The sequence below is a fragment of the Oricola sp. genome (assembly GCF_965230365.1).
In the GTDB taxonomy this organism is placed as follows: domain Bacteria; phylum Pseudomonadota; class Alphaproteobacteria; order Rhizobiales; family Rhizobiaceae; genus Oricola.
The window spans coordinates 2,815,569-2,841,707 of sequence record NZ_OZ246003.1 but is presented as its reverse complement, the minus strand read 5'-3'; the positions used below and the strand labels follow the sequence as shown (position 1 = coordinate 2,841,707).

30 protein-coding genes and 1 tRNA gene are annotated in these 26,139 nt (G+C 62.6%); 24 read left to right on the top strand and 7 right to left on the bottom strand.

Features of this window, described 5'->3' with window-relative positions; genetic code table 11:
• Positions 1-17: 17 nt before the first annotated feature.
• Positions 18-251 (bottom strand): hypothetical protein, encoded by a 234-nt coding sequence (locus ACO06R_RS13770; protein WP_421850922.1) that lies wholly within the window; start codon positions 249-251, stop codon positions 18-20.
• Positions 252-264: 13 nt separating this feature from the next.
• Positions 265-708 (bottom strand): MarR family winged helix-turn-helix transcriptional regulator, encoded by a 444-nt coding sequence (locus ACO06R_RS13765; protein WP_421850919.1) that lies wholly within the window; start codon positions 706-708, stop codon positions 265-267.
• Positions 709-807: 99 nt separating this feature from the next.
• On the opposite strand from ACO06R_RS13765, the gene ACO06R_RS13760 reads away from it, so the two are divergent.
• The 13 genes from ACO06R_RS13760 to paaK all read left to right on the top strand — a co-directional run bounded on the left by ACO06R_RS13760 (position 808) and on the right by paaK (position 12,173).
• On the top strand, positions 808-1,758 hold the full coding sequence (locus ACO06R_RS13760) for an MBL fold metallo-hydrolase (RefSeq protein ID WP_421850916.1): 951 nt from the start codon (positions 808-810) through the stop codon (positions 1,756-1,758).
• Positions 1,759-1,766: 8 nt separating this feature from the next.
• On the top strand, positions 1,767-2,285 hold the full coding sequence (locus ACO06R_RS13755) for a DinB family protein (RefSeq protein WP_421850913.1): 519 nt from the start codon (positions 1,767-1,769) through the stop codon (positions 2,283-2,285).
• A 23-nt stretch (positions 2,286-2,308) separates the two neighbouring features.
• Positions 2,309-3,922: an FAD-dependent oxidoreductase gene (locus ACO06R_RS13750; protein ID WP_421850910.1), complete on the top strand. Its 1,614-nt coding sequence runs from the start codon at positions 2,309-2,311 to the stop codon at positions 3,920-3,922.
• Positions 3,923-3,925: 3 nt separating this feature from the next.
• The gene (locus tag ACO06R_RS13745; RefSeq protein WP_421850908.1) at positions 3,926-4,138 is read left to right on the top strand and encodes a DUF2783 domain-containing protein; all 213 of its coding nucleotides are present in this window, start codon (positions 3,926-3,928) and stop codon (positions 4,136-4,138) included.
• An 11-nt stretch (positions 4,139-4,149) separates the two neighbouring features.
• Complete coding sequence (gene maiA / locus ACO06R_RS13740) at positions 4,150-4,782, top strand: maleylacetoacetate isomerase (protein WP_421850905.1); 633 nt, start codon at positions 4,150-4,152, stop codon at positions 4,780-4,782.
• Between the two features lie 188 nt (positions 4,783-4,970).
• A complete protein-coding gene (locus tag ACO06R_RS13735) occupies positions 4,971-6,104 on the top strand; it encodes an ABC transporter substrate-binding protein (protein WP_421850902.1) in 1,134 nt (377 codons plus the stop codon).
• A 133-nt stretch (positions 6,105-6,237) separates the two neighbouring features.
• A complete protein-coding gene (locus tag ACO06R_RS13730) occupies positions 6,238-7,158 on the top strand; it encodes a branched-chain amino acid ABC transporter permease (RefSeq protein WP_421850899.1) in 921 nt (306 codons plus the stop codon).
• Positions 7,155-8,138 carry a branched-chain amino acid ABC transporter permease gene (locus ACO06R_RS13725; RefSeq protein WP_421850896.1) on the top strand — a complete coding sequence of 328 codons (984 nt, stop codon included), beginning with the start codon at positions 7,155-7,157 and terminating at the stop codon, positions 8,136-8,138. Before ACO06R_RS13730 ends, ACO06R_RS13725 begins: the two co-directional genes overlap by 4 nt.
• Complete coding sequence (locus ACO06R_RS13720) at positions 8,131-8,880, top strand: ABC transporter ATP-binding protein (RefSeq protein WP_421850893.1); 750 nt, start codon at positions 8,131-8,133, stop codon at positions 8,878-8,880. Before ACO06R_RS13725 ends, ACO06R_RS13720 begins: the two co-directional genes overlap by 8 nt.
• A complete protein-coding gene (locus ACO06R_RS13715) occupies positions 8,877-9,566 on the top strand; it encodes an ABC transporter ATP-binding protein (protein ID WP_421850890.1) in 690 nt (229 codons plus the stop codon). The genes ACO06R_RS13720 and ACO06R_RS13715 overlap by 4 nt, the downstream gene beginning before the upstream one ends.
• Positions 9,567-9,645: 79 nt before the next feature.
• Positions 9,646-10,440 (top strand): 2-(1,2-epoxy-1,2-dihydrophenyl)acetyl-CoA isomerase PaaG, encoded by a 795-nt coding sequence (gene paaG / locus ACO06R_RS13710; protein WP_421850887.1) that lies wholly within the window; start codon positions 9,646-9,648, stop codon positions 10,438-10,440.
• Positions 10,437-10,862: a hydroxyphenylacetyl-CoA thioesterase PaaI gene (gene paaI / locus ACO06R_RS13705; RefSeq protein WP_421850884.1), complete on the top strand. Its 426-nt coding sequence runs from the start codon at positions 10,437-10,439 to the stop codon at positions 10,860-10,862. The genes paaG and paaI overlap by 4 nt, the downstream gene beginning before the upstream one ends.
• A gap of 9 nt (positions 10,863-10,871) precedes the next feature.
• Positions 10,872-12,173: a phenylacetate--CoA ligase PaaK gene (gene paaK, locus ACO06R_RS13700; RefSeq protein WP_421850881.1), complete on the top strand. Its 1,302-nt coding sequence runs from the start codon at positions 10,872-10,874 to the stop codon at positions 12,171-12,173.
• Between the two features lie 34 nt (positions 12,174-12,207).
• On the opposite strand, the gene ACO06R_RS13695 is transcribed toward paaK, so the two are convergent.
• A tRNA-Val gene (locus ACO06R_RS13695) sits at positions 12,208-12,282 on the bottom strand.
• Between the two features lie 44 nt (positions 12,283-12,326).
• A complete protein-coding gene (locus tag ACO06R_RS13690; RefSeq protein WP_421850878.1) occupies positions 12,327-13,019 on the bottom strand; it encodes an HAD-IA family hydrolase in 693 nt (230 codons plus the stop codon).
• A 139-nt stretch (positions 13,020-13,158) separates the two neighbouring features.
• Between ACO06R_RS13690 and rpiA the strand changes: the two genes are divergently transcribed.
• From rpiA to gor, 3 genes are all read left to right on the top strand, one after another.
• The gene (gene rpiA / locus ACO06R_RS13685; RefSeq protein ID WP_421850875.1) at positions 13,159-13,857 is read left to right on the top strand and encodes a ribose-5-phosphate isomerase RpiA; all 699 of its coding nucleotides are present in this window, start codon (positions 13,159-13,161) and stop codon (positions 13,855-13,857) included.
• Between the two features lie 51 nt (positions 13,858-13,908).
• Complete coding sequence (locus tag ACO06R_RS13680) at positions 13,909-14,481, top strand: DUF2059 domain-containing protein (protein WP_421850871.1); 573 nt, start codon at positions 13,909-13,911, stop codon at positions 14,479-14,481.
• 112 nt (positions 14,482-14,593) lie between these two features.
• Positions 14,594-15,988 carry a glutathione-disulfide reductase gene (gene gor / locus ACO06R_RS13675; protein ID WP_421850868.1) on the top strand — a complete coding sequence of 465 codons (1,395 nt, stop codon included), beginning with the start codon at positions 14,594-14,596 and terminating at the stop codon, positions 15,986-15,988.
• A 10-nt stretch (positions 15,989-15,998) separates the two neighbouring features.
• Here the strand turns inward: gor and ACO06R_RS13670 are convergent, their stop codons facing one another.
• Complete coding sequence (locus ACO06R_RS13670; RefSeq protein ID WP_421850865.1) at positions 15,999-16,898, bottom strand: hypothetical protein; 900 nt, start codon at positions 16,896-16,898, stop codon at positions 15,999-16,001.
• Between the two features lie 86 nt (positions 16,899-16,984).
• Here ACO06R_RS13670 and ACO06R_RS13665 point away from each other — a divergent pair, with 86 nt between their 5' ends.
• From ACO06R_RS13665 to ACO06R_RS13650, 4 genes are all read left to right on the top strand, one after another.
• A complete protein-coding gene (locus tag ACO06R_RS13665) occupies positions 16,985-17,626 on the top strand; it encodes a gamma-glutamylcyclotransferase family protein (protein ID WP_421850863.1) in 642 nt (213 codons plus the stop codon).
• A gap of 105 nt (positions 17,627-17,731) precedes the next feature.
• Positions 17,732-19,111, top strand: a complete 1,380-nt coding sequence (locus ACO06R_RS13660; RefSeq protein WP_421850861.1) for a class II 3-deoxy-7-phosphoheptulonate synthase — start codon at positions 17,732-17,734, stop codon at positions 19,109-19,111.
• Positions 19,112-19,204: 93 nt separating this feature from the next.
• Entirely contained in the window at positions 19,205-19,624 is a 420-nt protein-coding gene (locus tag ACO06R_RS13655) for a GFA family protein (RefSeq protein WP_421850859.1), read from the top strand.
• Positions 19,625-19,700: 76 nt separating this feature from the next.
• Positions 19,701-20,498 (top strand): DODA-type extradiol aromatic ring-opening family dioxygenase, encoded by a 798-nt coding sequence (locus tag ACO06R_RS13650; RefSeq protein WP_421850856.1) that lies wholly within the window; start codon positions 19,701-19,703, stop codon positions 20,496-20,498.
• Here the strand turns inward: ACO06R_RS13650 and ACO06R_RS13645 are convergent.
• Positions 20,495-20,788, bottom strand: coding sequence for an acylphosphatase (locus tag ACO06R_RS13645; protein ID WP_421850853.1), 294 nt, complete (start codon positions 20,786-20,788; stop codon positions 20,495-20,497). The genes ACO06R_RS13650 and ACO06R_RS13645 overlap by 4 nt on opposite strands.
• Positions 20,789-20,937: 149 nt before the next feature.
• On the opposite strand from ACO06R_RS13645, the gene ACO06R_RS13640 reads away from it, so the two are divergent.
• The 3 genes from ACO06R_RS13640 to ACO06R_RS13630 all read left to right on the top strand — a co-directional run bounded on the left by ACO06R_RS13640 (position 20,938) and on the right by ACO06R_RS13630 (position 24,144).
• Positions 20,938-22,611, top strand: a complete 1,674-nt coding sequence (locus tag ACO06R_RS13640) for an NAD+ synthase (RefSeq protein ID WP_421850850.1) — start codon at positions 20,938-20,940, stop codon at positions 22,609-22,611.
• A 94-nt stretch (positions 22,612-22,705) separates the two neighbouring features.
• Positions 22,706-23,281 carry a TetR/AcrR family transcriptional regulator gene (locus ACO06R_RS13635; RefSeq protein WP_421850847.1) on the top strand — a complete coding sequence of 192 codons (576 nt, stop codon included), beginning with the start codon at positions 22,706-22,708 and terminating at the stop codon, positions 23,279-23,281.
• Positions 23,278-24,144 carry a sterol desaturase family protein gene (locus ACO06R_RS13630; protein WP_421850844.1) on the top strand — a complete coding sequence of 289 codons (867 nt, stop codon included), beginning with the start codon at positions 23,278-23,280 and terminating at the stop codon, positions 24,142-24,144. The genes ACO06R_RS13635 and ACO06R_RS13630 overlap by 4 nt, the downstream gene beginning before the upstream one ends.
• A 31-nt stretch (positions 24,145-24,175) precedes the next feature.
• Here ACO06R_RS13630 and ACO06R_RS13625 read toward each other — a convergent pair whose 3' ends face one another.
• A complete protein-coding gene (locus ACO06R_RS13625; RefSeq protein WP_421850841.1) occupies positions 24,176-25,012 on the bottom strand; it encodes a class I SAM-dependent DNA methyltransferase in 837 nt (278 codons plus the stop codon).
• 123 nt (positions 25,013-25,135) lie between these two features.
• Between ACO06R_RS13625 and ACO06R_RS13620 the strand changes: the two genes are divergently transcribed.
• Positions 25,136-26,137, top strand: a complete 1,002-nt coding sequence (locus ACO06R_RS13620; protein ID WP_421850838.1) for a hypothetical protein — start codon at positions 25,136-25,138, stop codon at positions 26,135-26,137.
• Positions 26,138-26,139 lie beyond the last annotated feature (2 nt).

Sequence of the window (26,139 nt, the reverse complement as noted above, 5' to 3'; positions counted from 1 at the left end):
CTTTCGTCGCAGCCCGGTCAGTCGTCGCGGCTGTCCGTGACATGAACGCTGCAATCTGCCGCGCCGCAGCCGGTACAAGCGATGCGCAACGCAATGCGCCGCAACGGGGTGGCCGCGCCGAACGAAAGCCGCATGGTCCGCAGATTGACCGAGGCCGCCGTGCCGCAACTGCGGCAGATCGCAGTAACGTTGGCGCCTGCGGCTTCCAGTTCGCCAATCGTGCTGTGGTCGGAGAGGGGCGGATTTGTCATGGGTGACGCAAGACTACCCGCGCTTGCGCAGATCGAGCGTGGTCTCCAGCGCGTCCAGCGCCTTTTCGAGCGCGGTCCGGTCTTCGGCGTCGAGCCGGTCGAGTATGCCGGCCTCGCATTGGCGCATCGGCTCGACGAGGTCGCAATAGGCGCGTTGTCCCTTTGCCGTCAGGCTGAGGATCTCGGAGCGGCGGTCATTCGGATCGGTTTCGCGAGTGAGCCAACGCCGCTGCTCGAGCGCGGTGACCGCACGGCTGACCTTCGTCTTGTGCTGGGTCGAGTGCGCGCCGATTTCGGTCGCGGTCGCCGGGCCGATATCTGCCAGCGCGGCCAACACGCGCCATTCCGGCCGGTTCAGCCCGAATGTATCCTTGTAGACGGGGCGGATTTCATTGCCGACGGCCTCGGCGATCCGGTTGAGCCGGTAGGGCAGGAAAGATTCGAGCGTCAGACCCATGCTTGCCTTGTAAGTTACAAAAATGATCGTCACAAACGTAACCAATGAGGACCGCGCCGCAAGGTCGAATTCCGGAGATCGGCGCCGTACGGAGGATACATGGCCAAGTCATTCGCATCGCAGGGCGATCTCGCCGAAAAGCAGATAAGCTTTACCGAGGTCGGCCGCGATCTCTGGGCGTTCACCGCCGAAGGCGATCCGAACTCCGGCGTGATCATCGGCGACGATTCGGTGATGATCGTCGAGGCGCAGGCCACGCCGCGCCTTGCCGGCAAGGTGATCGAGAAGGTGCGCGAGGTCACCGACAAGCCGATCACCCATGTCGTGCTGACGCACTATCACGCGGTGCGCGTACTTGGCGCGTCGGCCTTCGGAGCCGGGCAGATCATCATGTCGGAGAAGGCGAGGGCGATGGTCGCCGAACGCGGCAAGGAGGACTGGGACAGCGAGTTCCAGCGCTTCCCGCGCCTGTTCGAGGGGCATGAAAGCATTCCCGGGCTGACCTGGCCGACAACGACGTTTCACGGCCGCATGAGCATCTATCTCGGACAGCGCCGCGTCGACATCATGCAGGTTGGCCGCGCGCATACCGCCGGCGATGCGGTCATCTATGTGCCGGACGCCAACGTGATGTTTACCGGCGACATCGTCGAGTACCACTCCGCCTGCTATTGCGGCGACGGCCATTTCCATGACTGGCCCGGCACGCTGGAGACGATCCGGCGGTTCAATCTGGACGCGATCGCGCCGGGGCGCGGCGACGCGCTCGTCGGCAGCGAGATGGTCAATGCGGCGCTCGATTCCACCGGCGATTTCGTCCGTTCGACTTACCGGCCGGCGGCCCGCATCGCGCTGCGCGGCGGCAGCCTGAAGGAGGCGTGGGATGCGGTGCGTGCCGAATGCGATCCGAAATTCGGCGACTACGCGATCTACGAGCACTGCCTGCCGTTCAACGTGTCGCGCGCCTATGACGAGGCGCTCGACATCGACACGCCGCGCATCTGGACGGCGCAGCGCGACATCGAGATGTGGGAAGCGTTGCAGGGGTAGGCCGAAAAATGCGCGATCCTTATCTGGCCATGGCGCTCAACAATGCCTGGGCGAACGCAACGCTCTACAGCGCGATTTCCGGCATGTCCGACGCGGATTTCGCGGCGCCGCGGCCGGGTTTCCTCGGTTCGCTCAAAGCGACGCTGAACCACATCCACGTCATCGATCTCTATTACATGGACGCGCTGGAAGGGGGTGGCGTGGGCCGCTCGTTGCGCGATCAGGATGATATCGCCAGTGTCAGCGCGCTTGCCCGCGCGCAGGCGGATGCAGACTTGCGCCTTACGCGGTTCTGCAACGCGCTGACGCCCGCGATTTTGCAAGAAACGTGCCTGACGGACCGGCCGGAAGGCGCGGTGGAAGAGCAGGTCGGCTCCATCTTGCTGCACATCTTTCAGCATCAGGTCCATCATCGCGGGCAGGCCCACACGATGGTCGCCGACGCAGGGATCGATCCGCCGCAACTAGACGAGTTCCACTTGCAGTACATGCGGGCGCCAACGGCTGCCGCCTATTTCGCCGACTGACTTGCGCTTTGGGAGGAGCCGCAGTGAACAAGATTTTCGAAACGCCGCTTTATCCCTATCAGCGGCACCCGGACCAGGACGCGCAAGCGCCGGTGCGCCGCAAGGTTGTGGTCATCGGGGCTGGGCCTGTCGGTCTGGCCGCTGCCATCGATTGCGCGCAGCAGGGTATCGAAGTCGTCGTCATCGACGACAACGACAAGGTCAGCTTCGGTTCGCGGGCGATCTGCTTCGCCAAGCGCCCGCTGGAGATCCTCGACCGCCTCGGCTGCGGTCACGAGATGGTCGAGAAAGGCGTCGAGTGGAAGCTCGGCAAGGTGTTCTTCGATGAGCGCCGGGTCTATGAGTTCAACCTGCTGTCCGAAGAGGGGCATGAGTTTCCAGCCTTTATCAACCTGCAGCAGTACTTTTTCGAGGAGTATCTGGTCGCCCGGCTCAGGCAGTTGCAGGAGGCGGACGCGCCGGTCGAAATTCGCGGCGGCAGCCGGGTCGAGGCGGTTGAGGATGCCGGCGACCATCTGAAACTCAAGATCGGCACACCGGACGGACCCTATACGCTGGAGGCCGACTGGCTGATTGCCTGCGACGGCGCGGGTTCGCCGACGCGCGGCATGCTGGGGCTCGATTTTATCGGCCGGGTTTTCGAGGACAATTTCCTGATCGCCGATGTGATCATGGATGCGGACTTTCCGACCGAGCGCTGGTTCTGGTTCGATCCGCCTTTCAATCGCGGGCAATCGGCGCTGCTGCACAGGCAGCCCGACGGCGTTTGGCGGATCGACCTGCAGCTTGGCTGGGATATCGACAAGGAGCACGAGAAAAAGCCGGAAAACGTGATTCCGCGCCTGAAGGCAATGCTTGGCGAGGGCGTCAATTTCGAACTGGAGTGGGTGTCGATTTACACGTTCCAGTGCCGGCGGATGGACAAGTTCCGGCATGGTCGCGTGCTCTTCGCCGGAGATGCGGCCCACCAGGTGAGCCCGTTCGGGGCGAGGGGCGCAAATTCCGGCCTTCAGGATACCGACAATCTGGTCTGGAAACTGAATCTGGTAATCGAGGGCAGGGCGCCGGACAGTCTGCTCGACAGCTACAGCGAGGAGCGCGTCTTCGGCGCCGACGAGAACATCTTGAACTCCACCCGTTCGACGGACTTCATCACGCCGAAATCGAACATGAGCCGGACTTTCCGCAACGCGGTTCTGGACCTGGCGGAGGACCATGCCTTTGCGAGGCCGCTGGTCAATTCCGGCCGGCTGTCGGTGCCTTGCACGTATGACGGCCTGTCGCTCAACGGCGCGGACGATCTACCCGGCGGACCGGAAAGAACCCGGATCGGCAGTCCGTGTTGCGATGCGCCGCTCGGCGATGGCTACTTGTTACCGAAACTGGGCAACGGTTTCGTCATGCTGACGATCGATGCCGACGCGCCGGACAGCATCGAGGAAGACGGGGTGATCGCGCAGCGTTTCGCGGTCAGTGCCGCCGACGACCCGACCAGCGCGCTTGCGGCGCGATATCTGGGAACCGCGCGGTCCGCAGTCTACCTGATCCGCCCGGACCAGCATGTCGCGGCGCGGTGGACGGGCTTCGACGACGCGGCGATGCGCAAGGCCATCAATACGGCTTGCGGCAAGGAGTGACGGATGGCCGAACTGAACACGAAACCCAATATCGACGAGCCCGACGACTTCTATGCGGAACTACTCGCCGCGCATGACGGGCTCTCCGATGAGGACAGCGCGGCGCTCAACGCAAGGTTGATCCTGCTGCTTGCCAATCATATTGGTGATCGGGTGGTGTTGTCCGAAGCACTGGCCGCTGCGGTCGGCAGTCGTTTGCAATCGACCTCGCGCTGAAGGATGGGAATGTGACCTTGAAGCTCTACGACTACTGGCGTTCCTCTGCCGCCTATCGGGTGCGCATCGCGCTCGGGCTTGCCGACCGGCCTTTCGACCGCGTGAAGGTGGATCTGGTGGCCGGCGAGCACAACAGCGACGACTTTCGGTCGATCAATCCGCTGGCCGCCGTGCCGGCGCTCGAAATCGACGGCAAGGTGTTTACCCAGTCGCTGGCAATCATCGAGTATCTGCACAGCTTGCATCCAGATGCTGGTCTGATGCCCACTGATGCGTTGGCGCAGTACCGCGTGCGCCAGCTCTCCTACGCCGTCGCCATGGACATCCATCCGATCTGCATCCTGCGTGTCGCCAATCACGCCGCCGTGATTGCCGGTGGTGGCGATGAAGTGAAGAGGGCGTGGATGAACAGGTTCATCCGCGAAGGGTTGGTGGCGCTCGAAGGCTTGCTGCAGGAAGACGACGGCGCCGTGTTCTGTTTTGGCGATAGTCCGAGCATGGCCGACTGCTGCCTGGTTCCACAGCTCTACAACGCCGACAGGTGGGGTGCGCGCTATGACGACCTGGCGCGAGTTTCAGCGGTTGCGGAGCGATGCAAGCCGTTAAGCGCCTTTGCCGACGCCCATCCTGATGTAGCGGCGTAAGCGGGCGCTGCCTGATGGTTGATAACCGGCTCAGACTCCGATGGGCCGGATGTTGGCGGTTGCGGGCACGGCAAAGGGTCTGGACATTTTTATCGTCCATGCGTTTGATGCGCGCACCTGGTCAGGCGGGCGATGAGAGACAACCAGTCCAGTCGTCCGGACAGGCCAATATGACGAGGGAGACCAGCATGAAACTCACATCACTCTTGGCCGGCATTGCGCTGGTCGCATCGGCGACAGTTGCCGCTGCCGAAGTCAAAGTCGGCATGATTACCACGCTTTCGGGCGGCGGCGCCGGTCTTGGTATCGACGTTCGCGACGGCTTCATGCTCGCCGTCGAGCAGTCCGGGCGCAGCGACATCGAGGTCGTCATCGAGGACGATCAGCGCAAGCCAGACATTGCCGTGCAGCTTGCCGACAAGATGGTGCAGTCCGAGAAGGTCGATGTCCTGACCGGCATCATCTGGTCGAACCTCGCCATGGCGGTTGTCCCGTCGGTGACGGCGCAGGGCAAATTCTACCTTTCTCCGAATGCCGGTCCTTCGGCACTCGCCGGCAAGGGCTGCCATGCGAACTATTTCAATGTTGCCTGGCAAAACGACAATCTGCACGAGGCCGCCGGCGCCTACGCCAATGGCGCAGGCTACAAGAACAGCTTCATCCTCGCGCCGAACTATCCGGCCGGCAAAGACGCGCTGACCGGTTACAAGCGCTTCTTCGAAGGCGATCTGGCGGGTGAACTCTACACCCAACTCGGACAGACCGACTATGCTGCCGAAATCGCCCAGATCCGCGCATCGGGCGCCGACTCGGTGTTTTTCTTCCTGCCGGGCGGTATGGGCATTTCCTTCCTCAAGCAGTATGCCGACAGTGGTGTCGACCTTCCGGTCGTCGGTCCGGCCTTCAGCTTCGACCAGGGTATCCTGCAGGCGGTGGGTGCGGCTGCACTCGGTGTCGTCAACACCAGCCAGTGGAACAAGGACCTCGACAACCCGGCCAATGCGGCGTTCGTCGAGAGCTTCAAGGCAAAGTACGGCCGCCTGCCGTCGCTCTATGCCAGCCAGGGTTTCGACACCGCCAACCTGCTGATTTCGGCGATGGACAAGGCCGACGTCTCCGATGCGGATGCATTCCGAGCCGCCCTCAAGGCCGCAGATTTCGAGAGCACACGCGGCGATTTCTCGTTCGGATCGAACCACCACCCGATCCAGAACATCTATGCGCGCGAGGTCGTTCAGGAAGGTGACGTGTTCACCAACAAGCTGATCGGCCCGGCGCTCGAAAACCATGCCGACGCCTATGCCGGCGACTGCAAGATGTAATTTCGGACGGGTCTGATCGACCTGATGCATCAATCCGGGCGCGCCGTTTTGCCGGTGCGCCCGCTCCCCGGCCCAATGGCGGGGAAGCCAACGCGATGCCTTCCGTTCGTTTCCGCCACACAAGGAAATTGACATGAGCGCGGTGCTCATTGCCGAGCAGGTCCTGAATGGCCTGCAATTCGGTATCATGCTGTTTTTGATGGCCGCCGGGCTGACGCTGATCTTCGGTGTGATGGGGCTGATCAATCTCGCCCACGGTTCGCTCTACATGATCGGTGCGTTCGCCGCCGCGGCTGTCGCGAGCGCCACCGGATCGTTCTTCATCGGCCTGATTGCCGCGCTGATCGCCGCGGCCGCAGCGGGGGCGCTGGTCGAACTGCTCGTGATCCGCAGGCTCTACGACAAGGATCATCTCGACCAGGTGCTCGCCACGTTTGCGCTGATCCTGGTGTTTTCGGAGGGCACGCGTTGGCTGTTCGGATCGTTCCCGCTGTTCCTCGACATCCCGGCCGTCCTGTCCGGTCCGATCAGCCTGCCGGGCGACATCAAGTACCCGCTCTACCGCATGACACTGATCGCGATCGGGCTTGCGGTGGCGTTCGGGCTCTATCTCCTGATCGCGCGCACCCGCATCGGCATCCAGATCCGCGCCGGCGAGAACGACCGCGAGATGATCGCCGCGCTCGGGGTCGATATCTCGCGGCTTTACACGCTGGTCTTTGCGCTTGGCGCGGCGCTGGCAGGGCTTGCCGGTGCGCTGGTCGGCGCGATCCAGTCGGTACAGGTCGGCATGGGCGAACCGGTGCTGATCCTCGCCTTCGTGGTCATCGTGATCGGCGGCATCGGTTCGGTGAAGGGCGCGCTGGTTGGCGCTATCCTGGTCGGGCTGACGGACACGCTGGGCGGCATCTTCCTGCCGGAACTCTTCAAGCTGTTTCTTGAACCGTCAAGCGCGACATCGGTCGGCTCGTCGCTTGCCTCCATGTCGATCTACATCCTGATGGCGGCGGTGCTGATCTGGCGTCCGACCGGGCTGTTTGGAGCGCGGGCATGATCTCCGAACGTTATGTCAACGCGTTCCTTTTCGCGGCGCTCGTGATCGTGCCGGCATGGGCGTATTTCGCCGACGAGCCGTTCACGATCACGCTTGCGACGCGAGCGGTGATCTTCGCGCTGGCGGCCGTCGGCCTCAACATTGCGCTCGGGATCGGCGGGCTGGTCAGCCTCGGCCATGCCGTCTTCTTCGGTATCGGCGGCTATGCGATGGGGGTGCTCGCCCATCACGCGCAGACCTATGCGCCGCTGATGGAATGGCCGTTCCTGATCGAGGGAACCAAATCCATGCCGGTGATCTGGCTGACGGCGATCCTCGCCTCGTCGATTGCGGCCTTCCTGATCGGCCTCGTAAGCCTGCGCACATCGGGCGTCTATTTTATCATGATCACGCTCGCATTCGGCCAGATGTTCTTCTACTTCACGATCTCGTGGAGTGCTTATGGCGGCGAGGACGGGCTGTCGATCTATGTGCGCAACGGCTTTCCCGGCCTGAACACGCTGGTGCCGTTGCAGTTCTACGGCATCTGCCTGGTGATCCTGCTCGCCGTGCTGTGGTTCAACGCGCGGCTGGCGCGCTCGGCCTTCGGACTTGCGCTCAACGCCGCGCGGCAGGTACCGGAACGGGTGGAGACGGTCGGTCTGAATCCGAAGCGGCTCAGGCTGGCGGCATTCGTCATCTCCGGTGCGATCACCGGCCTTGCCGGCGCGCTGTTTGCCGATCTCAACCGCTTCGTCAGCCCGACCATGTTTAGCTGGCAGACGTCCGGCGAGATCATGATTTTCATCATTATCGGCGGCGTGGGACGGCTGTTCGGCCCGGTCGCCGGCGCAATCCTGTTCGTTCTGCTGGAGCACCTGCTCGGCGGCCTGAGCGATTACTGGCACATCTATCTCGGCCTGTTGTTGCTGTTGATCGTGCTGTTCGGGCGCGGCGGTCTCATCGGCATTGTCGCGGGACGGGAGAAGGCCCATGACTGAAGCGATCCTGGCAACGCAAGGGATTACCAAGAGCTTTGGCGCGCTGAAAGCGAGCGATGACATCACCCTCGACCTGGTGCCTGGCGAGATCCATGCCGTCATCGGCCCGAACGGCGCGGGCAAGTCGACCTTGATCAAGCAGATCTGCGGCGGCCTTAAACCGGACAGCGGCAGCGTAAAACTGCTGGGGCAGGACGTGACAGCGACGACAACGGCGGCGCGCGCCCAGATGGGGCTGGGTCGCACCTTCCAGATTTCGGCGTTGGCGATGGAGGATACCGTCCTTCAAAACGTCATGCTTGGGGCTGTCGGGCGGGCGGGCTCGCCTTGGCATCTGTTCCGCCCTGTGCTCGGCGAACGCCGCCTGCGGGAAATCGCCGAGGATGCCCTGGAGCGCGTCGGCCTGACGGAAGACGCGGCAACCCGGACCGCCGAGTTGAGCCATGGCCAGCGGCGCCAGCTGGAAGTCGCGGTCGCTCTGACGCTTGCGCCGAAAGCCTTCGTCATGGACGAGCCGATGGCCGGGCTCGGCAGCGGTGGGTCGAAACGGCTGACCGGTTTTCTCGATCAGTTGCGCGCGCAAGCGCCAATCCTGCTGGTCGAACATGACATGGACGCGGTATTCGCGCTGGCGGACCGGATCACGGTGCTCGTTTATGGCAAGGTAATCGCGACCGGGAACGTGGATGAAATCCGCGCCAATCCGGCGGTGCGCGAGGCATATCTGGGTGACGAGGCATGACGGTGCTTCTCAGTCTTTCCGATATCGAAGTGACCTACGGCATCAGCCAAGCCCTGTTCGGGGTCGATCTGGAGGTCGGCGAAGGCGAGGTCGTCGCCCTGATGGGCCGCAACGGCATGGGCAAAAGCACGACGGTCAAGGCGATCTGCCGCATGCTGCCGGCGTCGGGAACATTGCGTTTCGGCGGTCACGATCTCGCGCGTCTTCCCAGCCATCGCGCGGCACGGCTCGGCATTGGCTTGGTTCCTGAAGGCCGGCGTTGCTTTCGCGATCTGACGGTGTTTGAGAACCTTGTCGCCACCGCGCGGCCTGGCCACTGGGACGCCGATCGCGTCGCGTCGCTGTTCCCGAGGCTTGGCGAGCGGCGCAACCAGCGCGCGGCTTCGCTGTCCGGCGGCGAACAGCAGATGCTGGCGATCGGCCGCGCACTGATGACCAATCCGAAACTCCTGATCCTGGACGAGGCGACGGAGGGGCTTGCGCCGACGGTGCGCAGCGAGATCTGGTCGGCCATCACGACCCTGAAGCGTGAAACGGGACTTGCCATCCTGGTGATCGACAAGTCGATGAAGGAACTGCGCGCCGTCGCCGACCGGGCAGTCATTCTGGAGCGCGGCAAGACCGTGTGGGCCGACGCGATCGAAGCGCTGACGGCCGAAACGACCGAGCAGTACGTGGGGGTCTGATCTGGATGCAGAAACCGTCCGAGCATGTCGATTGACCGCCGTAGCGGATTGTGCCAGCTAATCCTCAAAAGGGAGGAAAATGGTGACCGGCACTGTTCTCATCGAGCAGCATGACGGCTGGTGCGAAATTACGCTCAATCGCCCCGACCGGCTGAATAGCTTCAACGAAGAAATGCATGGCGGACTGCGGACCGCGCTTCAAGACGCGCGGAAGAATGGCGCACGCGGCATATTGCTGACAGGCGCTGGTCGGGGTTTTTGCGCCGGACAGGATCTCAGCGACCGGGATCCCGAGGCGATGGGCGGGCCGCCCGATCTCGGTGAGACCCTGACAACGCTCTACAATCCGACACTCAAGCTCATTCGCGACATGCCGTGCCCCGTCATCTGTGCGGTCAACGGCGTGGCGGCGGGTGCGGGGGCCAACATCGCGTTGGCTTGCGATGTCGTGCTCGCCGCCGAAAGCGCCCGCTTCATCCAGGCCTTCGCCAAGGTCGGACTGATGCCCGACGCCGGCGGTTCCTGGTCGCTTCCCCGGTTGATCGGCGAGGCGCGCGCCAAAGCGCTGGCGTTTACCGCCGAGCCGCTGTCGGCATCGACCGCCGCCGAATGGGGCCTGATCTGGAAATGCCTGCCGGACAGCGAATTGATGGACGAAGCGCGGGCCATGACCGAGCGTCTCGCCGGGGGTGCGACCTTCGGACTGGCCTCCGCCAAGCGGGCGATACAGGCCGCCGCCGACAACACATTCGAAGAGCAACTGGCTCTTGAGGCCGAGTTGCAACGCGCCTGCGGCGTCAGTCCCGACTTTGCCGAGGGCGTAAAGTCGTTTCTGGAGAAGCGCGCCCCGAAATTCACCGGGAAAGCGCCGTGACCGCCGAGGAGGTCGCGCAGAAGTCGGCTGAGGCCATGTGGTCCACCGACGCGGCGTCAAAGTGGCTCGGCATGGAGAAGGTCGAGGTCGCCGAGGGCAAGGCGGTGTTCCGCCTTGAAGTGATGCCGCACCACTGCAACGGGCATGGCATCCTGCATGGCGGCGTGACATTCGCGCTGGCCGATACGGCATTTGCCTTTGCCTGCAACAGCCGCAACCGGATCACCGTGGCGCAGTCCAATGCGATCACATATCTGGCGCCGGGCCGCCTTGGCGACGTCGTTACGGCAACCGCCATAGAACAGCGGCTTGCCGGCCGTACCGGCATCTACGATGTCACGGTGACGCGCGGGGACGGCGAAGTGATTGCCGAATTCCGCGGACAGAGCAGGGCGCTCAGCGGGACCCTCTATGAAGACTAGGGAGCAGGCATGAAGGATCTCACCCCACCGCGCGAAAGTCTGGAGCCGATCGAGATCGCTTCGCGCGACGAAATCGCCGCGCTGCAACTCGAACGGATGCGCTGGTCGCTCGCCCATGCTTACGAGAATGTGCCGTTCTACCGCGCGAGCTTCGACGCGGCGGGTGTGCATCCAGACGACTTGAAGTCGTTGGCCGATCTGGGAAAGTTTCCGTTCACCGGGAAATCCGACCTGCGCGACAACTACCCCTTCGGCTTGTTCGCCGTCCCGCGCGAGCAAATCGTGCGCGTCCACGCCTCGTCGGGAACGACCGGCAAGCCGACTGTCGTCGGCTACACGGCCAATGACATCGACACCTGGGCAACGGTGGTGGCGCGGTCGATGCGGGCGAGCGGCACAAGGCCCGGCGACATCGTCCATGTTGCCTATGGCTACGGGTTGTTTACCGGCGGCCTAGGGGCGCATTACGGCGCCGAGAAGCTCGGTTGCACGGTGGTGCCCGTTTCAGGCGGCATGACGGCACGCCAGGTGACGCTGATCGAGGACTTCCGCCCGACCACCATCATGGTGACCCCGTCCTACATGCTGAATATCCTGGAGGAGTACCGGCGCCAGGGCATCGACCCGTCGCACAGTTCGCTGCAAGTCGGCATCTTCGGGGCCGAGCCGTGGACGGAGGCGATGCGCGCCGAGGTTCAAGAGAGTTTCGACATGCATGCCGTCGATATCTACGGCCTGTCGGAGGTGATGGGCCCGGGCGTGGCGAATGAATGCGTCGAGACCAAGGACGGGCTGCATATCTGGGAAGACCATTTCTACCCCGAGATCATCGACCCGGAGACGGGCGCCGTGCTGCCGGACGGCGAGCTTGGCGAACTCGTCTTCACGACGCTCACCAAGGAGGGGCTGCCTATCATCCGCTACCGGACGCGGGACCTGACCCGCCTGCTGCCGGGCACGGCGCGCTCGATGCGGCGGATGGAGAAGATCACCGGCCGTTCCGACGACATGATCATCCTGCGTGGCGTCAACATCTTCCCGACGCAGATCGAGGAACAAGTGCTCGCGGTCGAAGGCCTCGCGCCTTACTACCAGATCGAACTGGTGCGCGAGAACCGGATGGATCGCATGATGGTGCATGTCGAGCCGGTGCCGGGCGCGGCAGGAGAGGCCAAGGCGCTCGCCGGATCGCTGGCGCACCGCATAAAGGGCGTGATCGGCGTGTCGGTGGAAATCGTCATGCAGGAGCCGTCGGGCGTTGAACGCTCGCAGGGCAAGGCCCGCCGAGTCGTGGATCGCCGCGAGGAGTGATTGCAGTTCAATCGTGCGGATTAGTCGAAGTGAATGGTGGGCGATACTGGGATTGAACCAGTGACCCCTCCCGTGTGAAGGGAGTGCTCTCCCGCTGAGCTAATCGCCCGCCCTGCCGAGACGCGCGGATATAGTCCGCACGCCGCATGTTAGTCAACCGGCTGCGCGCGCCTTTCCGATCAGCGTTTCGGCGAGCGCTGGCGACAGCTCGCTGTAGTGCGAAATCACGTGATCCGGACCGAATTCCGAGACATGGCGGTCGGTGTAGCCGAAGTCGACCGCGACCACGGGAATGCCAGCCGACTGGGCGGTGCGGATGTCGGTCTCGCTGTCGCCGATCATGATGGCGCGGGCCGCATCGCCGCCGGCCATTTCTATGGTACCGAACAGGTGACCGGGGTCGGGTTTGCGGACCGGGAACGTATCCTGGCCGCAGATCGCGGCGAAGGTCGAGTCGATCTCCAGCGCCTTCAATAGCGCGATGGCATTCGCCTCGACCTTGTTGGTGCAGACTGCGGCAATGTAGCCGGCATCCGCAAAGCCGGCGATAACTGACATTACATCCTCATAAGGGCGCGAGAGGCCCGGCATGTTGGTGCGATAGTGGACGAGAAAAATGTCCAGGAGTTCGGCCGACAACTCGGTTGGCAAGTCCCGTTCGGCCGACGCAAAGGCGTCTTCGATCATCGCGCGCGCACCGTGACTGATCGCGCTGCGAAAATCGCTTTCGCTGGAGACCGGCGCCATTTCTGCGCGGTCAAGGGCGTGATTGAGGGCCGCGAGCAGATCGGGCGCCGTGTCGATCAGCGTGCCGTCGAGATCGAAAACGATGATCGGGGGCTTCATGATTGTCTATCCGTTGATGTTGCGGGACGCATATCCGCAGTTGTCCGCGCAGGCAATTGCCGCAACGCAAGAGTTTTTGCATTGCCTGTTGGCGCGCGCGCGGCGGCGTGATAACCGGACCCGGATATCAGGGGTGACGATGTCGGTATCGCAAGACGATTTGAAACTGGCCGCCGCGCAGGTGGCTCTTGGCCATGTCGAACATGGCATGAAGCTCGGAATTGGGACAGGCAGCACGGCCGAAGCCTTCATCGGCTTGTTGGCCGAGAAGGTCGGGCAGGGATTTCAGGTGACCGGCGTTCCGACATCGGAGCGGACGGCGCGGCTGTGTCTCGATCTGGGGATTCCGCTGGCGACGCTGGATGAAGCGCCGCGGCTGGACCTGACGATCGACGGCGCCGACGAGATCGATCCGGGATTGAACCTTATCAAGGGCGGCGGTGGTGCGTTGCTGCGTGAGAAAATCGTCGCGCATGCGTCGAAGCAGTTCGTAGTGATCGCCGACGAGAGCAAGCTCGTCGCTTCGCTCGGAGCGTTTCCGCTTCCCATCGAGGTCAATGCATTTGGTCTGGAAGCGACGCGACTTGCAATCAGCGAAGTCTACGCGCAACTCGGCCTGGAAGGGGAACTGCGGCTGCGCGTGCGCGATGGCGTGCCATTCGAGACGGATGGCGGCCACTATATTCTTGACGCATCTTTCGGCCACATTTCCGACCCAAAGGCGGTATCCGAACTGCTGCATGGCATACCGGGGGTCGTCGAGCACGGGATGTTCATCGGCATGGCGGCCATGGCGATCGTGGCTGGGACCGACTCGGTGCGCACACTCGAGGCATGAACCGATAAAGGCAACGGTCCGGTCCTCCGGACAGATGATTGGAGACAGAAGTTGACTGCAACGATGATTATGCAACCGGCCGGCTGGGCCAAGCTGACGCTTGTGGCGATCGTCGCCGCGACCATTGCAATACCCGGGCAATTGCGTGCGCAGGAGATCTCGGATGATCACAGGGCAGCCGCCCGGACTGCGATTACCGCGTTGCGGGCGACTGATCCGTTCGACGCCATTCTGCCGGTCTCGGCGGAATCGCTGAAAACGCGGTTGATCTCCAACAACCCGGACCTCGAAGGCGAGATCTCGGCGATTGTCGATGAAGAAACCCTGGCGCTCGTGACGCGCCGCGCGATTCTCGAAAACGAGGCGGCGCTGATCTACGCCGAGGTGTTTTCCGAGCAGGAACTCATCCAGATCGCGGAGTTTTACGCCACAGAAGCCGGGCAGAAGCTGATCGACAACGGGCCGATCGTAGCCCGCGAAGTCAGCGGCGCGGCTGGCATCTGGCGGCGCGGCATCGAGCGCGATCTGCTGGACAACGTGATCGCCAAGATGAACGCCTCGGGCCTGCGCGCCAACACTACCGGGGCAGGCGGAGACGGCGCCGGCGAAGCGACGCAGAACTGATCACACAAAGGTTTGATGGTCCGTGAGGCCCGGCGATTACGCCGGGCCTTTTGTTTTGCCGCGCGCTTTACTAAGTCGGGCGGAGTTTCGGGAAAGCCAGGAGAGGTTTGAGATGGCCAGCTATGACTACGATCTGTTCGTGATCGGCGGAGGATCGGGTGGCGTGCGCGCGGCGCGGCTTGCCGGCGCGATGGGAAAACGGGTCGGCCTCGCCGAAGAGTACCGCATGGGCGGAACCTGCGTGATCCGCGGCTGCGTGCCGAAGAAGCTGTTCGTCTATGCTTCCCAGTATTCCGAACACTTCGAGGATGCGCCCGGCTATGGCTGGTCGGTCGGCGAAACGGCTTTCGACTGGCCGACACTGCTCGCCAACAAGGATGCCGAAATCGACCGGCTTGAGGCGATCTACCGCAAGGGCCTGGACACCAACAAGGTCGACATAATCGACAGCCGCGCATCTTTCGTGTCGGCGCACGAGGTTCTGCTGGAAGCCACGGGAAAAACCGTGACCGCCGAAACCATCCTGGTGGCGACCGGTGGCCGGCCAAACCTGCATGAGGCACTGCCCGGCCACGAACACTGCATCACATCCAACGGTGCGTTTCATCTGGAAACCTTGCCGAAATCGATCATTGTCGCCGGCGGTGGTTACATTGCGGTCGAGTTCGCGAACATCTTTCATGGGCTGGGCGTCGACACCACGCTGCTCTACCGCGGCGTGAAAATCCTCAATGGGTTCGACGAGGACGTGCGCGACCATCTGCAGGAAACGATGATCGCAAAGGGCATCAACGTCATCTGCCACCAGGTTTTCGAGAACATCGAGCGGCGCGCCGATGGCCGGCTCGAAGCCTTGCTGTCTGGAGGCGAAACGAAAACCGTCGACCAGGTCATGCTGGCGCTCGGGCGCGTTCCGAACACCGCCGGTCTTGGCCTCGAGCATACCGGTGTCGAGATGGACCGGTCCGGCGCGATCATCGTCGACGACTACTCGCGCACCAATGTCGATCATATCTGGGCGGTGGGCGACGTCACCGACCGGGTGCAACTGACCCCGGTCGCCATTCATGAAGCGATGTGCTTCCTCGAAACAGCGTTCAAGGACAACCCGATAAAGCCGGACTACGAGGCGATTGCGACCGCCGTCTTCTCGCAGCCGGAAATCGGCACGGTGGGCTTGACCGAGGCACAGGCGACCGAGCGCTATGCGGAACTCGAGGTCTACAAGGCGGTCTTCCGTCCGATGCACAACATTCTGCCCGGGCGCAACGAGAAGATGCTGATGAAGCTGATCGTCGACGCGGACAGCCGCGTCGTCGTCGGCGCGCATGTCGTCGGGCCAGGCGCGGGAGAGATGGCGCAGCTTCTTGGCATCGCCTTGAAGGCGCGCTCCACGAAGGACCAGTTTGACGCGACCATGGCCGTCCATCCGACCGCCGCCGAGGAACTGGTAACGATGTATCAGCCCTCGTATCGCGTCCGGAACGGCGAGAAGGCGGCGGCCTGACGGCAACCGCCTATCGCAGAAGCCAATCCGTCAGCCGCGGCCAAAGCGTGTCGGCAAAGCGGCGGCGGAAGAAGCCCAAATGGCCCACAGGGACGCCGCCCGTGTCCTCCGGCCCCAGCCAGAGCTGTTCGACAGGTGCATTGCGATAGAAATCCATCAGACCCGCATTCGCCTTCGGCGTTCCCCAAACGTCGTCGTGCAGTCCGAGTGACAGGATCGGCGTCTCGACCTTGGCGAAGCGGTCGGCCATGTCGAGCGCCGGGTCGTCAAAGAAGTAGCGGGGGCTGCGGCACCATTTGGCCCAGTCGCGGAACACGGTGCCGGGCAAAGGTTCGCCGATGCCGCTCCATGCCGGCGTCTTGCCGAAAATCATCGTCAGCGGCACGCCAATCGCGTTCATCTTGAACAGCACCGACAAGGGCTCGGCGGTGTTGCGCCAATATCCCGACAAGGTGGCGACAGCGGCATAGCGTGAAAAGCGCTCCGACGCCTGGGATACGCCAAGCGCCTGCCCGCCATAGGAATGGCCGATGCCGACCATGGCGCGGGCGCCATCATGGGACTCGATCGCGCGGATGGCTGCGGGAAAGTCGCGTGCGCCCCAATCGATCATGTTGATACGGTCGCGCCAATCCGCCGGTCGTGGCGAGCCCGGCAGGCCGCGATAGTCGAAGGTGAGAACGGCAGCGCAGCCGGCAGCGACGAGATGGCGGGCGAAGTTGGCGTAATAGCCGCGCGGAACCGCCGCAGCGGACGAAATCAGCACAAGCGGGCCCGGTGCATTTCCGTCGCTGTTCTTGAAAACCGTGCCGTTTAATGGAAAACCGTCGTCCGCACGGAATTGGATGGGATCTTCGATGACAGTATCCGGCCCGGCCGGGAATACATCCTGGAAGACCATCAGTGCCATGGTTCTCACCCGTGATCGCTTGAACGATAGCGTTGTACTATTTACGTAAGCGTCAATATCAACTGTAGCAACTCGCCACCGCCGAAATGATTGATCGAAAGACCCAGGACACCATCAAATGGGCCGCCGAGAGCGGTGAGCTGTTTGCTTACTTCGGCTACGGATCATTGGTAAACCGGACGACCCACCGCACCGAGACGCACGGCGCCATCCGCGCGGCCGTGCGCGGCTGGCGGCGTCACTGGCAGGACCGCTCCTACAAGGCAGAGCATGCGATCTCGATGCTGAGCGTGAAGGCGGAGAGCGACGACGAGCACAGCCTGCCGGGGCTCCTGGTGTTCGACCAGATGCAGAACCTGCCGGCTCTCGACGAGCGCGAAGGCGGCTATGACCGCCGGGTCGTGCATGCCAGCGATATCGAGTTGGAGATCGATTTCGGGTTCGAGGGGCCGATCTTCATTTATGAAGCGCGCCCGCCGGTCCATGAAAACCGCCGGCACGGTATCTTGCAAAGTTATCTCGATGCGGTCCTGCAGGGCTATCTGAAGGAATATGGCGAAAACTACGTCCACCGCTTCCTTGTTGATACGCACGCCTTTCACGCGCCGGTCATTCGCGACCGGCACGCCCCGCGCTATTCCCGCCATGTCGAGACCAGCGAGAAGGAGCGCGGTCTGTTCGATGCGCTGCTCGGAGAGCACGGTGTTGAGCACACGGATACGCTCTAGCCTCTGGAAACCGGTTCCCGATTGCCTTATAGGGGCGCATTGTCGCGCCCCTTCGGAAAGAAGCCGCGGCGGAAAATCACGCAAAACCTGAAGCGAGTAAGTACAATGGCACAGACGTGGACACCTGACAGTTGGAGGAACAAGCCAATTCTGCAGGTCCCGACCTATCCGGACGCCAAGGCGCTGGAATCGGTCGAGGCCCGTCTGCGCACCTATCCACCGTTGGTTTTTGCAGGTGAAGCGCGGGCGCTGAAGAACCAGCTGGCGAATGTGTGCGAGGGCAAAGGTTTCCTGTTGCAGGGAGGCGATTGCGCCGAGAGCTTCGCCGAGCATGATGCCGATACGATCCGCGACTTCTTCCGGGTGTTCCTGCAGATGGCGATCGTGCTGACCTTCGGCGGTTCCAAACCGGTGGTCAAGGTCGGCCGCATCGCCGGCCAGTTCGCCAAACCGCGTTCATCCGACGTGGAGAAGAAGGATGGCGTTGAACTGCCGTCCTACCGCGGCGACATCATCAACGGTATCGATTTCAGCGAAGCATCACGCATTCCCGATCCCAATCGCCAGGAGATGGTCTATCGCCAGTCGGCGGCTACATTGAACCTGCTACGCGCCTTCGCTCAGGGCGGTTACGCAAATCTGGAGAACGTGCATCAGTGGATGCTCGGCTTCGTCGGCGACAGCCCGCAGGGCGAGCGCTACGAGGCGCTGGCCGACCGGATTTCCGAGGCCATGGAGTTCATGCGCTCCATCGGGATCACCGCGGACAACTATGCCCGGCTGCGGGAGACAGATTTCTACACCAGCCACGAGGCGCTGCTTCTCGGCTACGAGGAAGCGCTGACCCGCATCGATTCCACCTCGGGCGAATGGTACGCGACGTCCGGCCACATGATCTGGATCGGCGACCGGACCCGCCAAGCCGATCACGCCCATGTGGAATTTGCGCGCGGTGTGAAAAATCCGATCGGCCTGAAATGTGGCCCGTCGCTTGAGGCTGACGACCTGATCAACCTGATCGACATTCTCAACCCTGCCAACGAGGCCGGCCGGCTCACCCTGATCGCGCGCTTCGGCCACGACAAGGTCGAGGAGCATCTGCCGCGGTTGATCCGGGCTGTCGAGCGGGAAGGCAAGAAGGTCGTGTGGTCCTGCGACCCGATGCACGGCAACACGATCACCGCTGGCGGCTACAAGACGCGGCCATTCGAGCGGGTGCTGTCGGAGGTTGAAAGCTTCTTTGCGGTGCATCGTGCAGAAGGCACCTATCCGGGTGGCATCCACATCGAAATGACCGGCAAGAACGTGACCGAATGCACCGGCGGTGCACGCGCAATCAGCGCCGACGATCTGCATGACCGGTATCACACCCACTGCGATCCGCGGCTCAACGCCGACCAGGCGCTTGAGCTCGCTTTCCTGGTGGCCGAGAACCTCAAGAACGGTCGCGGCAATCATGAACAAAAAATCGCGGTCAACGGATAATTCCTGCGGCATGCGGTGTCGCAGCCGATTCACTTCTGATGGCGGGAGGAGTTTTATGCTCCTCCCGTTGTTTGTTTCAGGGAGCAGGTTTGCATGACCACCAGAACGGGCGGTTGCCTCTGCGGCGCGGTAAAGTTCTCGATCAGCGGACCGGTGCGCGAAGTGGTGTTTTGTCACTGCTCGCAATGCCGCCGGCAAACCGGGCACTTCGTTGCCGCATCGGGCTGTGCCGATGCGGACCTTGACATCGATGGCGCTGAATCACTGACCTGGTACGCCGCATCGCCCGATGCGAAACGCGGCTTCTGCAGCAAGTGCGGTTCACTGATGTTCTGGAAGCGCGATGGCAGCGACAAGACTTCCATAATGGCGGGTTCGTTCGACGAACCGTCTACATTGACACCAGGCTATCACATCTGCATGGCCGACAAGCCCAGCTACTATGAGATTGGCGACGGACTGAAGCAGTACGCGACCGATGATCGGGAGGGTCACGCAGACCGTTTCGAATAGGTGAACGCTACGTCGCCCCGGCGGCGCTCGAAATCGGCGGACAACGCGATTATCTTGGCGGTCAAGGAGACAGCCCATGACAGCCATGCCCAGCGTTTTCGTGTCCCACGGCGGACCGAATGTCGTCATCGAGGATACCGAAGCTCGCGACTATCTTTCGTCGCTGGCAAGCCTGCTGCCGCAGCCGAAGGCGATCGTCGTCATGTCGGCGCATTTCGAGACCGACGGGCCGGTGGTCGTCAGCGATCCGAAGCCGGGGATGATCTACGATTTCGGCGGGTTCCAGAAGGAACTCTACGAGATGGTCTACCCGGCGCCGGGCGATCCGGAACTGGCCGGGCGGGTCGCCGGCCTCCTGGGCGGTGCCGGGCTTTCGCCGCGCATCATGCCGGAGCGCGGCTACGACCACGGAACCTGGAATCCCCTGATACTGGCGTATCCCGATGCCGACATCCCGGTGGTGCAGGTCTCCGTCGATCCGAGCCGCGATGCCGCTTATCACTATGCGGTCGGTGCGGCGCTCGCGCAGTTGCGGGAAGAGGGTGTATTGCTGCTCGGTTCCGGCCATATCACCCACAATCTGCGCGCCATTTTCGGGATCATGCGCGGCGGTGAGGCCGTGGACCCGGAGCTGGCTGGCAGGGTGAATGCGTTTACCGAGTGGTTTGCCGAGCAATTCGCGAAAGGGGATCGCGAGGCTGTTCTCGACTGGTCTAACCGTGCGCCTTATGTCGCCGACAATCATCCGACCGACGAGCATCTGATGCCGTTGTTCTTCGCCTATGGAGCTGGTGGCGCGGACACGTGGCCGGAGCGCAGGCACAACTCGCTGCAATTCGGGGTGTTCGCCTGGGACTCCTGGTTCTTCAACTAGGAACGCCGGATATCGAAGCCCATGATCGCGCCCGGCGGAGACGCTGGATCGATCTCGACTCGCGAGACTTCAGCAGCGTCCGGGCCCTGCCAGAGCAGTCGGCACAGCGCGTCCACCTTGTCTTGCGGTCCGCAGATCAGCGCCGCAACGGAGCCGTCTGGCTCGTTGCGCACCCATCCTGTGAGACTGAGCTTGTCGGCCTCCCGACTGGTCCATGCGCGGAACCAGACACCCTGAACGCGGCCGATGACCTTCGCCTTGACGCAGATGTTGGCTGGCTTTTCCGACATGCTGTTCCCGTTCTCGAACCCTTCTTGACCGCTAACTAGAATGACAGCGCACAGGGCGAATTCAAGACACGGCTTGGGGTCGTTGGGTCACGGCCCAAAACCTGCGCGGGTCGATTGCTTGGCGTGGCGACGCGCGCTAATGCTCGGCCATGAGCGACATTCAGGACGTCCTGCGCATCGCTGTTGCGCAACTCAACCCGACCGTTGGCGACATCGCCGGCAACCTTGCCAAGGCGCGCGAGGCGCGGGCGGATGCGGCACGGCACGGCGCCGACCTCGTGCTGTTTACCGAGCTTTTTATCGCCGGTTATCCGCCGGAAGACCTAGTCATGAAACCGGCGTTTCTGGCAGCCTGCGAGAAGGCGGTTCGCGACCTGGCCGCCGACACTGCGGATGGCGGGCCGGGCGTCATCATTGGCGTGCCGCTGGCGCGTGGCGACAAACGCTACAACGCGGTCATGGTGCTCGATGACGGGCAGGTGACCTCGGAATGGTACAAGGTCGACCTTCCGAACTATGGCGAGTTCGACGAAAAGCGGGTCTTCGACGCCGGGCCGATGCGCGGGCCCGTCGATTTTCGCGGTGTTCGTCTTGGCATCCCCGTTTGCGAAGACATTTGGGGCGATAAGGGCGTTTGCGAAACGCTCGCCGAGAGCGGTGCCGAAATCCTCCTCGTGCCGAACGGCTCGCCCTATTACCGCGGCAAGATCGATGTGCGGCATCAGGTGGTGATCAAGCAGATCATCGAAAGCGAAGCGCCGATGATCTACGCCAACATGCTGGGCGGACAGGACGAGCTGGTGTTCGACGGGGCCAGCTTTGCGTTCAACGCCGACCGCAAATTGGCGTTCCAGATGAGCCAGTTCGAGGAACAGGTCGCGGTGACGACATGGAAGCGCGGCGAGGAGGGTTGGTTCTGCTCCGACGGCCCTGTGTCGCGCATTCCGGAAGCCGAGGAGGCCGATTACCGCGCCTGCATGCTTGGTCTGCGCGACTATGTGAACAAGAACGGTTTCAAGAACGTGGTGCTGGGCTTGTCCGGCGGTATCGATTCGGCGATTTGCGCCGCACTTGCCGTCGATGCGCTGGGCGAGGAGCGCTTGCGCGCGGTGATGCTGCCATACACTTACACCTCAGCGGAATCGCTTGCCGATGCCGAGGAGTGCGCCCGGCTGCTCGGCTGTCGCTATGATACTGTACCGATCTTCAAACCGGTCGAAGGCTTTCTGGCGGCGCTCGGCGAATTGTTCGCTGGTACGAACGAGGGGATCACCGAGGAGAATCTGCAGAGCCGGACACGCGGCACCGTCCTGATGGCGATTTCCAACAAGTTCGGTTCGATGGTGGTGACGACCGGCAACAAGAGCGAGATGAGCGTTGGCTATGCGACGCTCTATGGCGACATGAATGGCGGTTTCAACCCGATCAAGGACCTTTACAAGATGCAGGTCTACGGGCTGGCGCGCTGGCGCAATGCGCATACGCCGCCCGGCGCACTCGGGCCCACGGGCATCGTGATCCCGCCCAACATCATCGACAAGGCACCTTCGGCGGAACTGCGTCCCGACCAGACCGACCAGGATTCGCTGCCGCCTTATCCGGTGCTCGACGACATTCTGGAATGTCTGGTGGAACACGAGATGTCGGTCGATGACATCGTGGCGCGCGGCCATGACCGCGAGCTTGTGCACCGCATTGAGCATCTCCTCTACATCGCCGAATACAAGCGCCGACAATCGGCGCCGGGCGTAAAGATCACGCGCCGGAATTTCGGCCGTGACCGGCGCTATCCGATCACCAACAGGTTTCGTGATCGCAGCTGAAGCGGGGGCTGCTTCTTTGGTGTTCAGCCGCTGCCGGTAACAGCGCAAACCGAGCGGGTATTGTATTCACTCTCAAATGAGACATATATGTCTTATGAGCAAAGCACTTCGACTTTCAACCAGAGACGCGATCATCGACGCGGGCTTCGATGTCTTCAGGCGCGACCGCAGTGCGTCTCTTGCCGAAGTCGCCGAGCTTGCCGGTGTCGGTCGGGCGACCTTGCATAGGCACTTCGCCAGCCGCGACGACCTGCTGCGCGCACTGGCGCTTGTCGCGATCAAGGAGATGGACGAAGCCGTCGATGTCGCGTGCGAAAATGCGCAATCCCATACGGAGGCCCTGCGGCTTTCGCTGGCTGCGTTGATTCCGCTTGGCGACCGCTATGGCTTCCTGTCGCTCGAACCGCTCGACGGCGACCCCGAAATCGCCGCCGCCTATCAGCTCCAGATCGACGAGATGCGCGCCGCGGTCGAACAGGCCAAGTGCGAGGGGACATTCGACCGCGCCGTTCCGACGGCGTGGATCACACAGGCCTACGACAATCTGCTCTATGCAGCCTGGGAAAGCGTGCGCGCCGGCGAGGCGACTCACGCGCAGGCGGCAGACCTTGCATGGCGCACTCTTGCCAACGGACTTGGCACCAACGGATCCGGAAAGGCTGAACGATGACGACAGAACAGATCGAGCAGATAGGCGTGGCCTTTGACGACGTCTTCTTCCTGATCGGCGCGGCCATCCTGGCGATCGAGATCGCCAAGGGGCTGTTCGAGCGGTCGCTTCGCGGGCGCGGTTTCATGGACATCGTCGCCAGCATCTCGACGCAGATACCGTCGGTCCTGGCCGAAACCTTCGTGCTGGCATTCGCCTATGTGGGATACGTGCTGGTCGCCGACACCTTCGTGACCTGGACGCTTCCGATCGCCTTCTGGTCGGCAGCGCTCGCCCTGCTGGCCTGCGATTTCGTCTACTACTGGGAGCACCGCCTCGCGCACGAGATCCGGGTGTTGTGGACGCAGCATGCGGTGCATCATTCGTCGCGCTACATGAATGCCAGCGTCGCGGTCCGCTTCGGCCCGCTGGAAGGCGTGATCACGGCGCTCATCCATCTGCCGCTGGTGCTGATCGGGTTTCCGCCGGAGCTCGTCTTCTTCGGCATTCTCGTCGTGCTCGCCTACCAGACCTGGATCCACACCGAACTGATCGGCAAGCTCGGCCCGCTTGATAGGTTTCTCAACACGCCGGCAAACCACCGCGTGCATCATGGCTGCGACGACAAGTATATCGATAAGAACTATGGCGGCATCCTGATCATCTGGGACCGGATCTTCGGCACCTATCAGGAAGAGGAGGAGCGCCCCAATTACGGGCTGAAGCGCGACTTCGACAGCGTCAACCCGGTGGTGGTGTGGTTCTCCGAACTGCCCCAGTTCTTCCGCGACCTGAAAGGCGCACGGTCGCTTGGCGAAGCCTGGATGTATATCTTCGGCCGGCCGGGCTGGGCGCCGAAGAAGCTCGATGAGCGGGAGGGGTAGGTGATCGGGGGGCAGTGTTTCCACGTCGTCCCTATCGCTTCCACGCGACCACCAGCCAGCCCGGAATGGGTGCGCCTTGCTCGTGGCGAACAATGATATCTTCAAATGAAGAAATATCCTTGAAATCATTATCTTGGAGCAGGCGATTCAAGTAATCTCTGTGATGCGCGAAGCGCTGGTTGGGGGTTACGCGCCATGGCTTGCTGTTGAACTTTTCGTCGGCAAGCGTCTCGGAAGAAAAGGCGAAGCAGGCGCCGGGGATGGTGTTGGCGGCAACGCCGGCGAAAAGCGGCTCCAGTGCGCCTACATAGGGCAGCACATCGGTCGCCACGATCAAATCGAAGGGCGCGAATTCCGGGCCCTCGGCATCGCGCCATTCCTCCAGAAAATGCACGGCCTCATTGACATATAATGCGTCGTAGCAGGCCCGTTCGTCGGCCATGTCGACCATCTTCTCCGACAGGTCGACGCCGGTTGCATGGTCGCACAGATGGCCCAGTGTCATCCCGGACAACCCGGTTCCGCAGCCAAGGTCGAGCATGCGGGCGAAACGCGGGACAGGATCGCTGTCAAGGATGTCGGCCAGTTGCATCGGCACCGCATAACCCAACTGTCCGGTGAGAATGTCATCGAAGCGGTCGGCGTGCTGGTCGAACAGCATCGCCACATAAGGGTCGGGCGCCTTTTGCGGGTCGTCGCCCATGCCCATCGACGCCAGCCGAACCGAGGCACCGCAGCGGTCGTCCGGGTCGAGCGCGAGGCAGAAACGGTAGCGCTCGGCGGCTTCATCCGCGCGGCCCGATTTTTCCAGCGCCAGCGCGTCTTCATAGGCCGCGGCCAAGCGGTCGAGGTTTGTCGCCGAGATCATCGTTTCGTAGCTCTTTCTTAACCGGGCCGGCAAAGCGCTGCTTAACCATGGGGTTTAGCCAAATGTCAAAGCCGTTCCGCTACGATACAGCCCAGAGTTGTTTCCGGATCAGGGGAAATCGCGATGGGTGAATTTGGAGTTGCGCAGCCGCTGCCGCGCATAATTGCCGAAAAGACGGTAACCGACGAAGATGTGCTGCTTCTTCGCCGTTCGGTCTATGGCGACGGTGTCGTCAACCGACAGGAAGCTGAGGCGTTGTTCGCGGTCGATCAGGCGGTTTCGGAAAAGCCGGATAGCTGGGTCGAGTTCTTTGTCGAGGCGGTTGCCGACTTCCTCGTCAACCGCGAAACGCCGGTCGGCTATGTCTCCGACGAGAACGCGAAATGGCTCGTTCGTTCGATTGCGAATGACGGCGTCGTCGATCACCGCAGCGAACTGGAGTTGTTGGTCAAGGTGATTGACAAGGCCAAAGGGGTTCCCGCCTCGCTTGCCGCATTCGGCCTCGAGCAGGTGGCACATGCGGTGATCCGCGGTGAAGGCGCGCTGTCGCATGGCCGTGCTTTGCGCGCCGGCGTCATCGGCGAGGACGAGGTGGCATTCCTGCGCCGCGTGCTCTACGCCGTCAGCGGCGACAACGCCATCGGTATCAGCCGCGAGGAAGCCGAAGTCCTTTTCGAAATCAACGACGAAACGTCGGAGGCGGAAAATCACCCGGCCTGGACCGAACTCTTCGTCAAGGCGATCGCCTGCGCGCTGATGCAGGCGTCAGGCTACACGCCGCCGAGCCGCGAGGAGGCGCTGCGTCGTGAAGACTGGCTGGACGACACGTCGGTCAATCTGGGCGGCTTTTTCTCGCGCATGTTCGCCGATGGGCTGCGCGGCTATGCCGATGCACTGCGCCAGACTTCGGGCGTCGAGAATGCATTCGCACGCTCAAACGATGCTTTCGAGCGCGCCAACAGCGCCGCCGAAGCAATCGATGCATCGGAAGCCGACTGGCTCGCCGAGCGTATCGGGCGCGATGGCAAGCTGCACGAAAACGAGCGCGCGCTGCTGGAGTTCATCCGGGACGAGTCGCCCAAGATTCATCCGGCGTTGCGACCGCTCTTCGACAAGGTCGCCTGAGC

Excerpts from the sequence above, each read along its gene's own strand:
- ACO06R_RS13735 (WP_421850902.1), top strand. The coding sequence starts at position 4,971 with ATGAAACTCACATCACTCTTGGCCGGCATTGCGCTGGTCGCATCGGCG.
- ACO06R_RS13720 (WP_421850893.1), top strand. The coding sequence starts at position 8,131 with ATGACTGAAGCGATCCTGGCAACGCAAGGGATTACCAAGAGCTTTGGC.
- ACO06R_RS13625 (WP_421850841.1), bottom strand. The coding sequence starts at position 25,012 with ATGATCTCGGCGACAAACCTCGACCGCTTGGCCGCGGCCTATGAAGAC.
- rpiA (WP_421850875.1), top strand. The coding sequence starts at position 13,159 with ATGTCGGTATCGCAAGACGATTTGAAACTGGCCGCCGCGCAGGTGGCT.
- ACO06R_RS13730 (WP_421850899.1), top strand. The coding sequence starts at position 6,238 with ATGAGCGCGGTGCTCATTGCCGAGCAGGTCCTGAATGGCCTGCAATTC.
- ACO06R_RS13660 (WP_421850861.1), top strand. The coding sequence starts at position 17,732 with ATGGCACAGACGTGGACACCTGACAGTTGGAGGAACAAGCCAATTCTG.
- paaG (WP_421850887.1), top strand. The coding sequence starts at position 9,646 with ATGGTGACCGGCACTGTTCTCATCGAGCAGCATGACGGCTGGTGCGAA.
- ACO06R_RS13725 (WP_421850896.1), top strand. The coding sequence starts at position 7,155 with ATGATCTCCGAACGTTATGTCAACGCGTTCCTTTTCGCGGCGCTCGTG.
- ACO06R_RS13715 (WP_421850890.1), top strand. The coding sequence starts at position 8,877 with ATGACGGTGCTTCTCAGTCTTTCCGATATCGAAGTGACCTACGGCATC.
- ACO06R_RS13655 (WP_421850859.1), top strand. The coding sequence starts at position 19,205 with ATGACCACCAGAACGGGCGGTTGCCTCTGCGGCGCGGTAAAGTTCTCG.
- ACO06R_RS13770 (WP_421850922.1), bottom strand. The coding sequence starts at position 251 with ATGACAAATCCGCCCCTCTCCGACCACAGCACGATTGGCGAACTGGAA.
- ACO06R_RS13620 (WP_421850838.1), top strand. The coding sequence starts at position 25,136 with ATGGGTGAATTTGGAGTTGCGCAGCCGCTGCCGCGCATAATTGCCGAA.
- ACO06R_RS13640 (WP_421850850.1), top strand. The coding sequence starts at position 20,938 with ATGAGCGACATTCAGGACGTCCTGCGCATCGCTGTTGCGCAACTCAAC.
- ACO06R_RS13690 (WP_421850878.1), bottom strand. The coding sequence starts at position 13,019 with ATGAAGCCCCCGATCATCGTTTTCGATCTCGACGGCACGCTGATCGAC.
- ACO06R_RS13665 (WP_421850863.1), top strand. The coding sequence starts at position 16,985 with ATGATTGATCGAAAGACCCAGGACACCATCAAATGGGCCGCCGAGAGC.
- paaK (WP_421850881.1), top strand. The coding sequence starts at position 10,872 with ATGAAGGATCTCACCCCACCGCGCGAAAGTCTGGAGCCGATCGAGATC.
- ACO06R_RS13645 (WP_421850853.1), bottom strand. The coding sequence starts at position 20,788 with ATGTCGGAAAAGCCAGCCAACATCTGCGTCAAGGCGAAGGTCATCGGC.
- gor (WP_421850868.1), top strand. The coding sequence starts at position 14,594 with ATGGCCAGCTATGACTACGATCTGTTCGTGATCGGCGGAGGATCGGGT.
- ACO06R_RS13745 (WP_421850908.1), top strand. The coding sequence starts at position 3,926 with ATGGCCGAACTGAACACGAAACCCAATATCGACGAGCCCGACGACTTC.
- ACO06R_RS13760 (WP_421850916.1), top strand. The coding sequence starts at position 808 with ATGGCCAAGTCATTCGCATCGCAGGGCGATCTCGCCGAAAAGCAGATA.
- ACO06R_RS13630 (WP_421850844.1), top strand. The coding sequence starts at position 23,278 with ATGACGACAGAACAGATCGAGCAGATAGGCGTGGCCTTTGACGACGTC.
- ACO06R_RS13650 (WP_421850856.1), top strand. The coding sequence starts at position 19,701 with ATGACAGCCATGCCCAGCGTTTTCGTGTCCCACGGCGGACCGAATGTC.
- ACO06R_RS13635 (WP_421850847.1), top strand. The coding sequence starts at position 22,706 with ATGAGCAAAGCACTTCGACTTTCAACCAGAGACGCGATCATCGACGCG.
- ACO06R_RS13755 (WP_421850913.1), top strand. The coding sequence starts at position 1,767 with ATGCGCGATCCTTATCTGGCCATGGCGCTCAACAATGCCTGGGCGAAC.
- ACO06R_RS13765 (WP_421850919.1), bottom strand. The coding sequence starts at position 708 with ATGGGTCTGACGCTCGAATCTTTCCTGCCCTACCGGCTCAACCGGATC.
- ACO06R_RS13670 (WP_421850865.1), bottom strand. The coding sequence starts at position 16,898 with ATGGCACTGATGGTCTTCCAGGATGTATTCCCGGCCGGGCCGGATACT.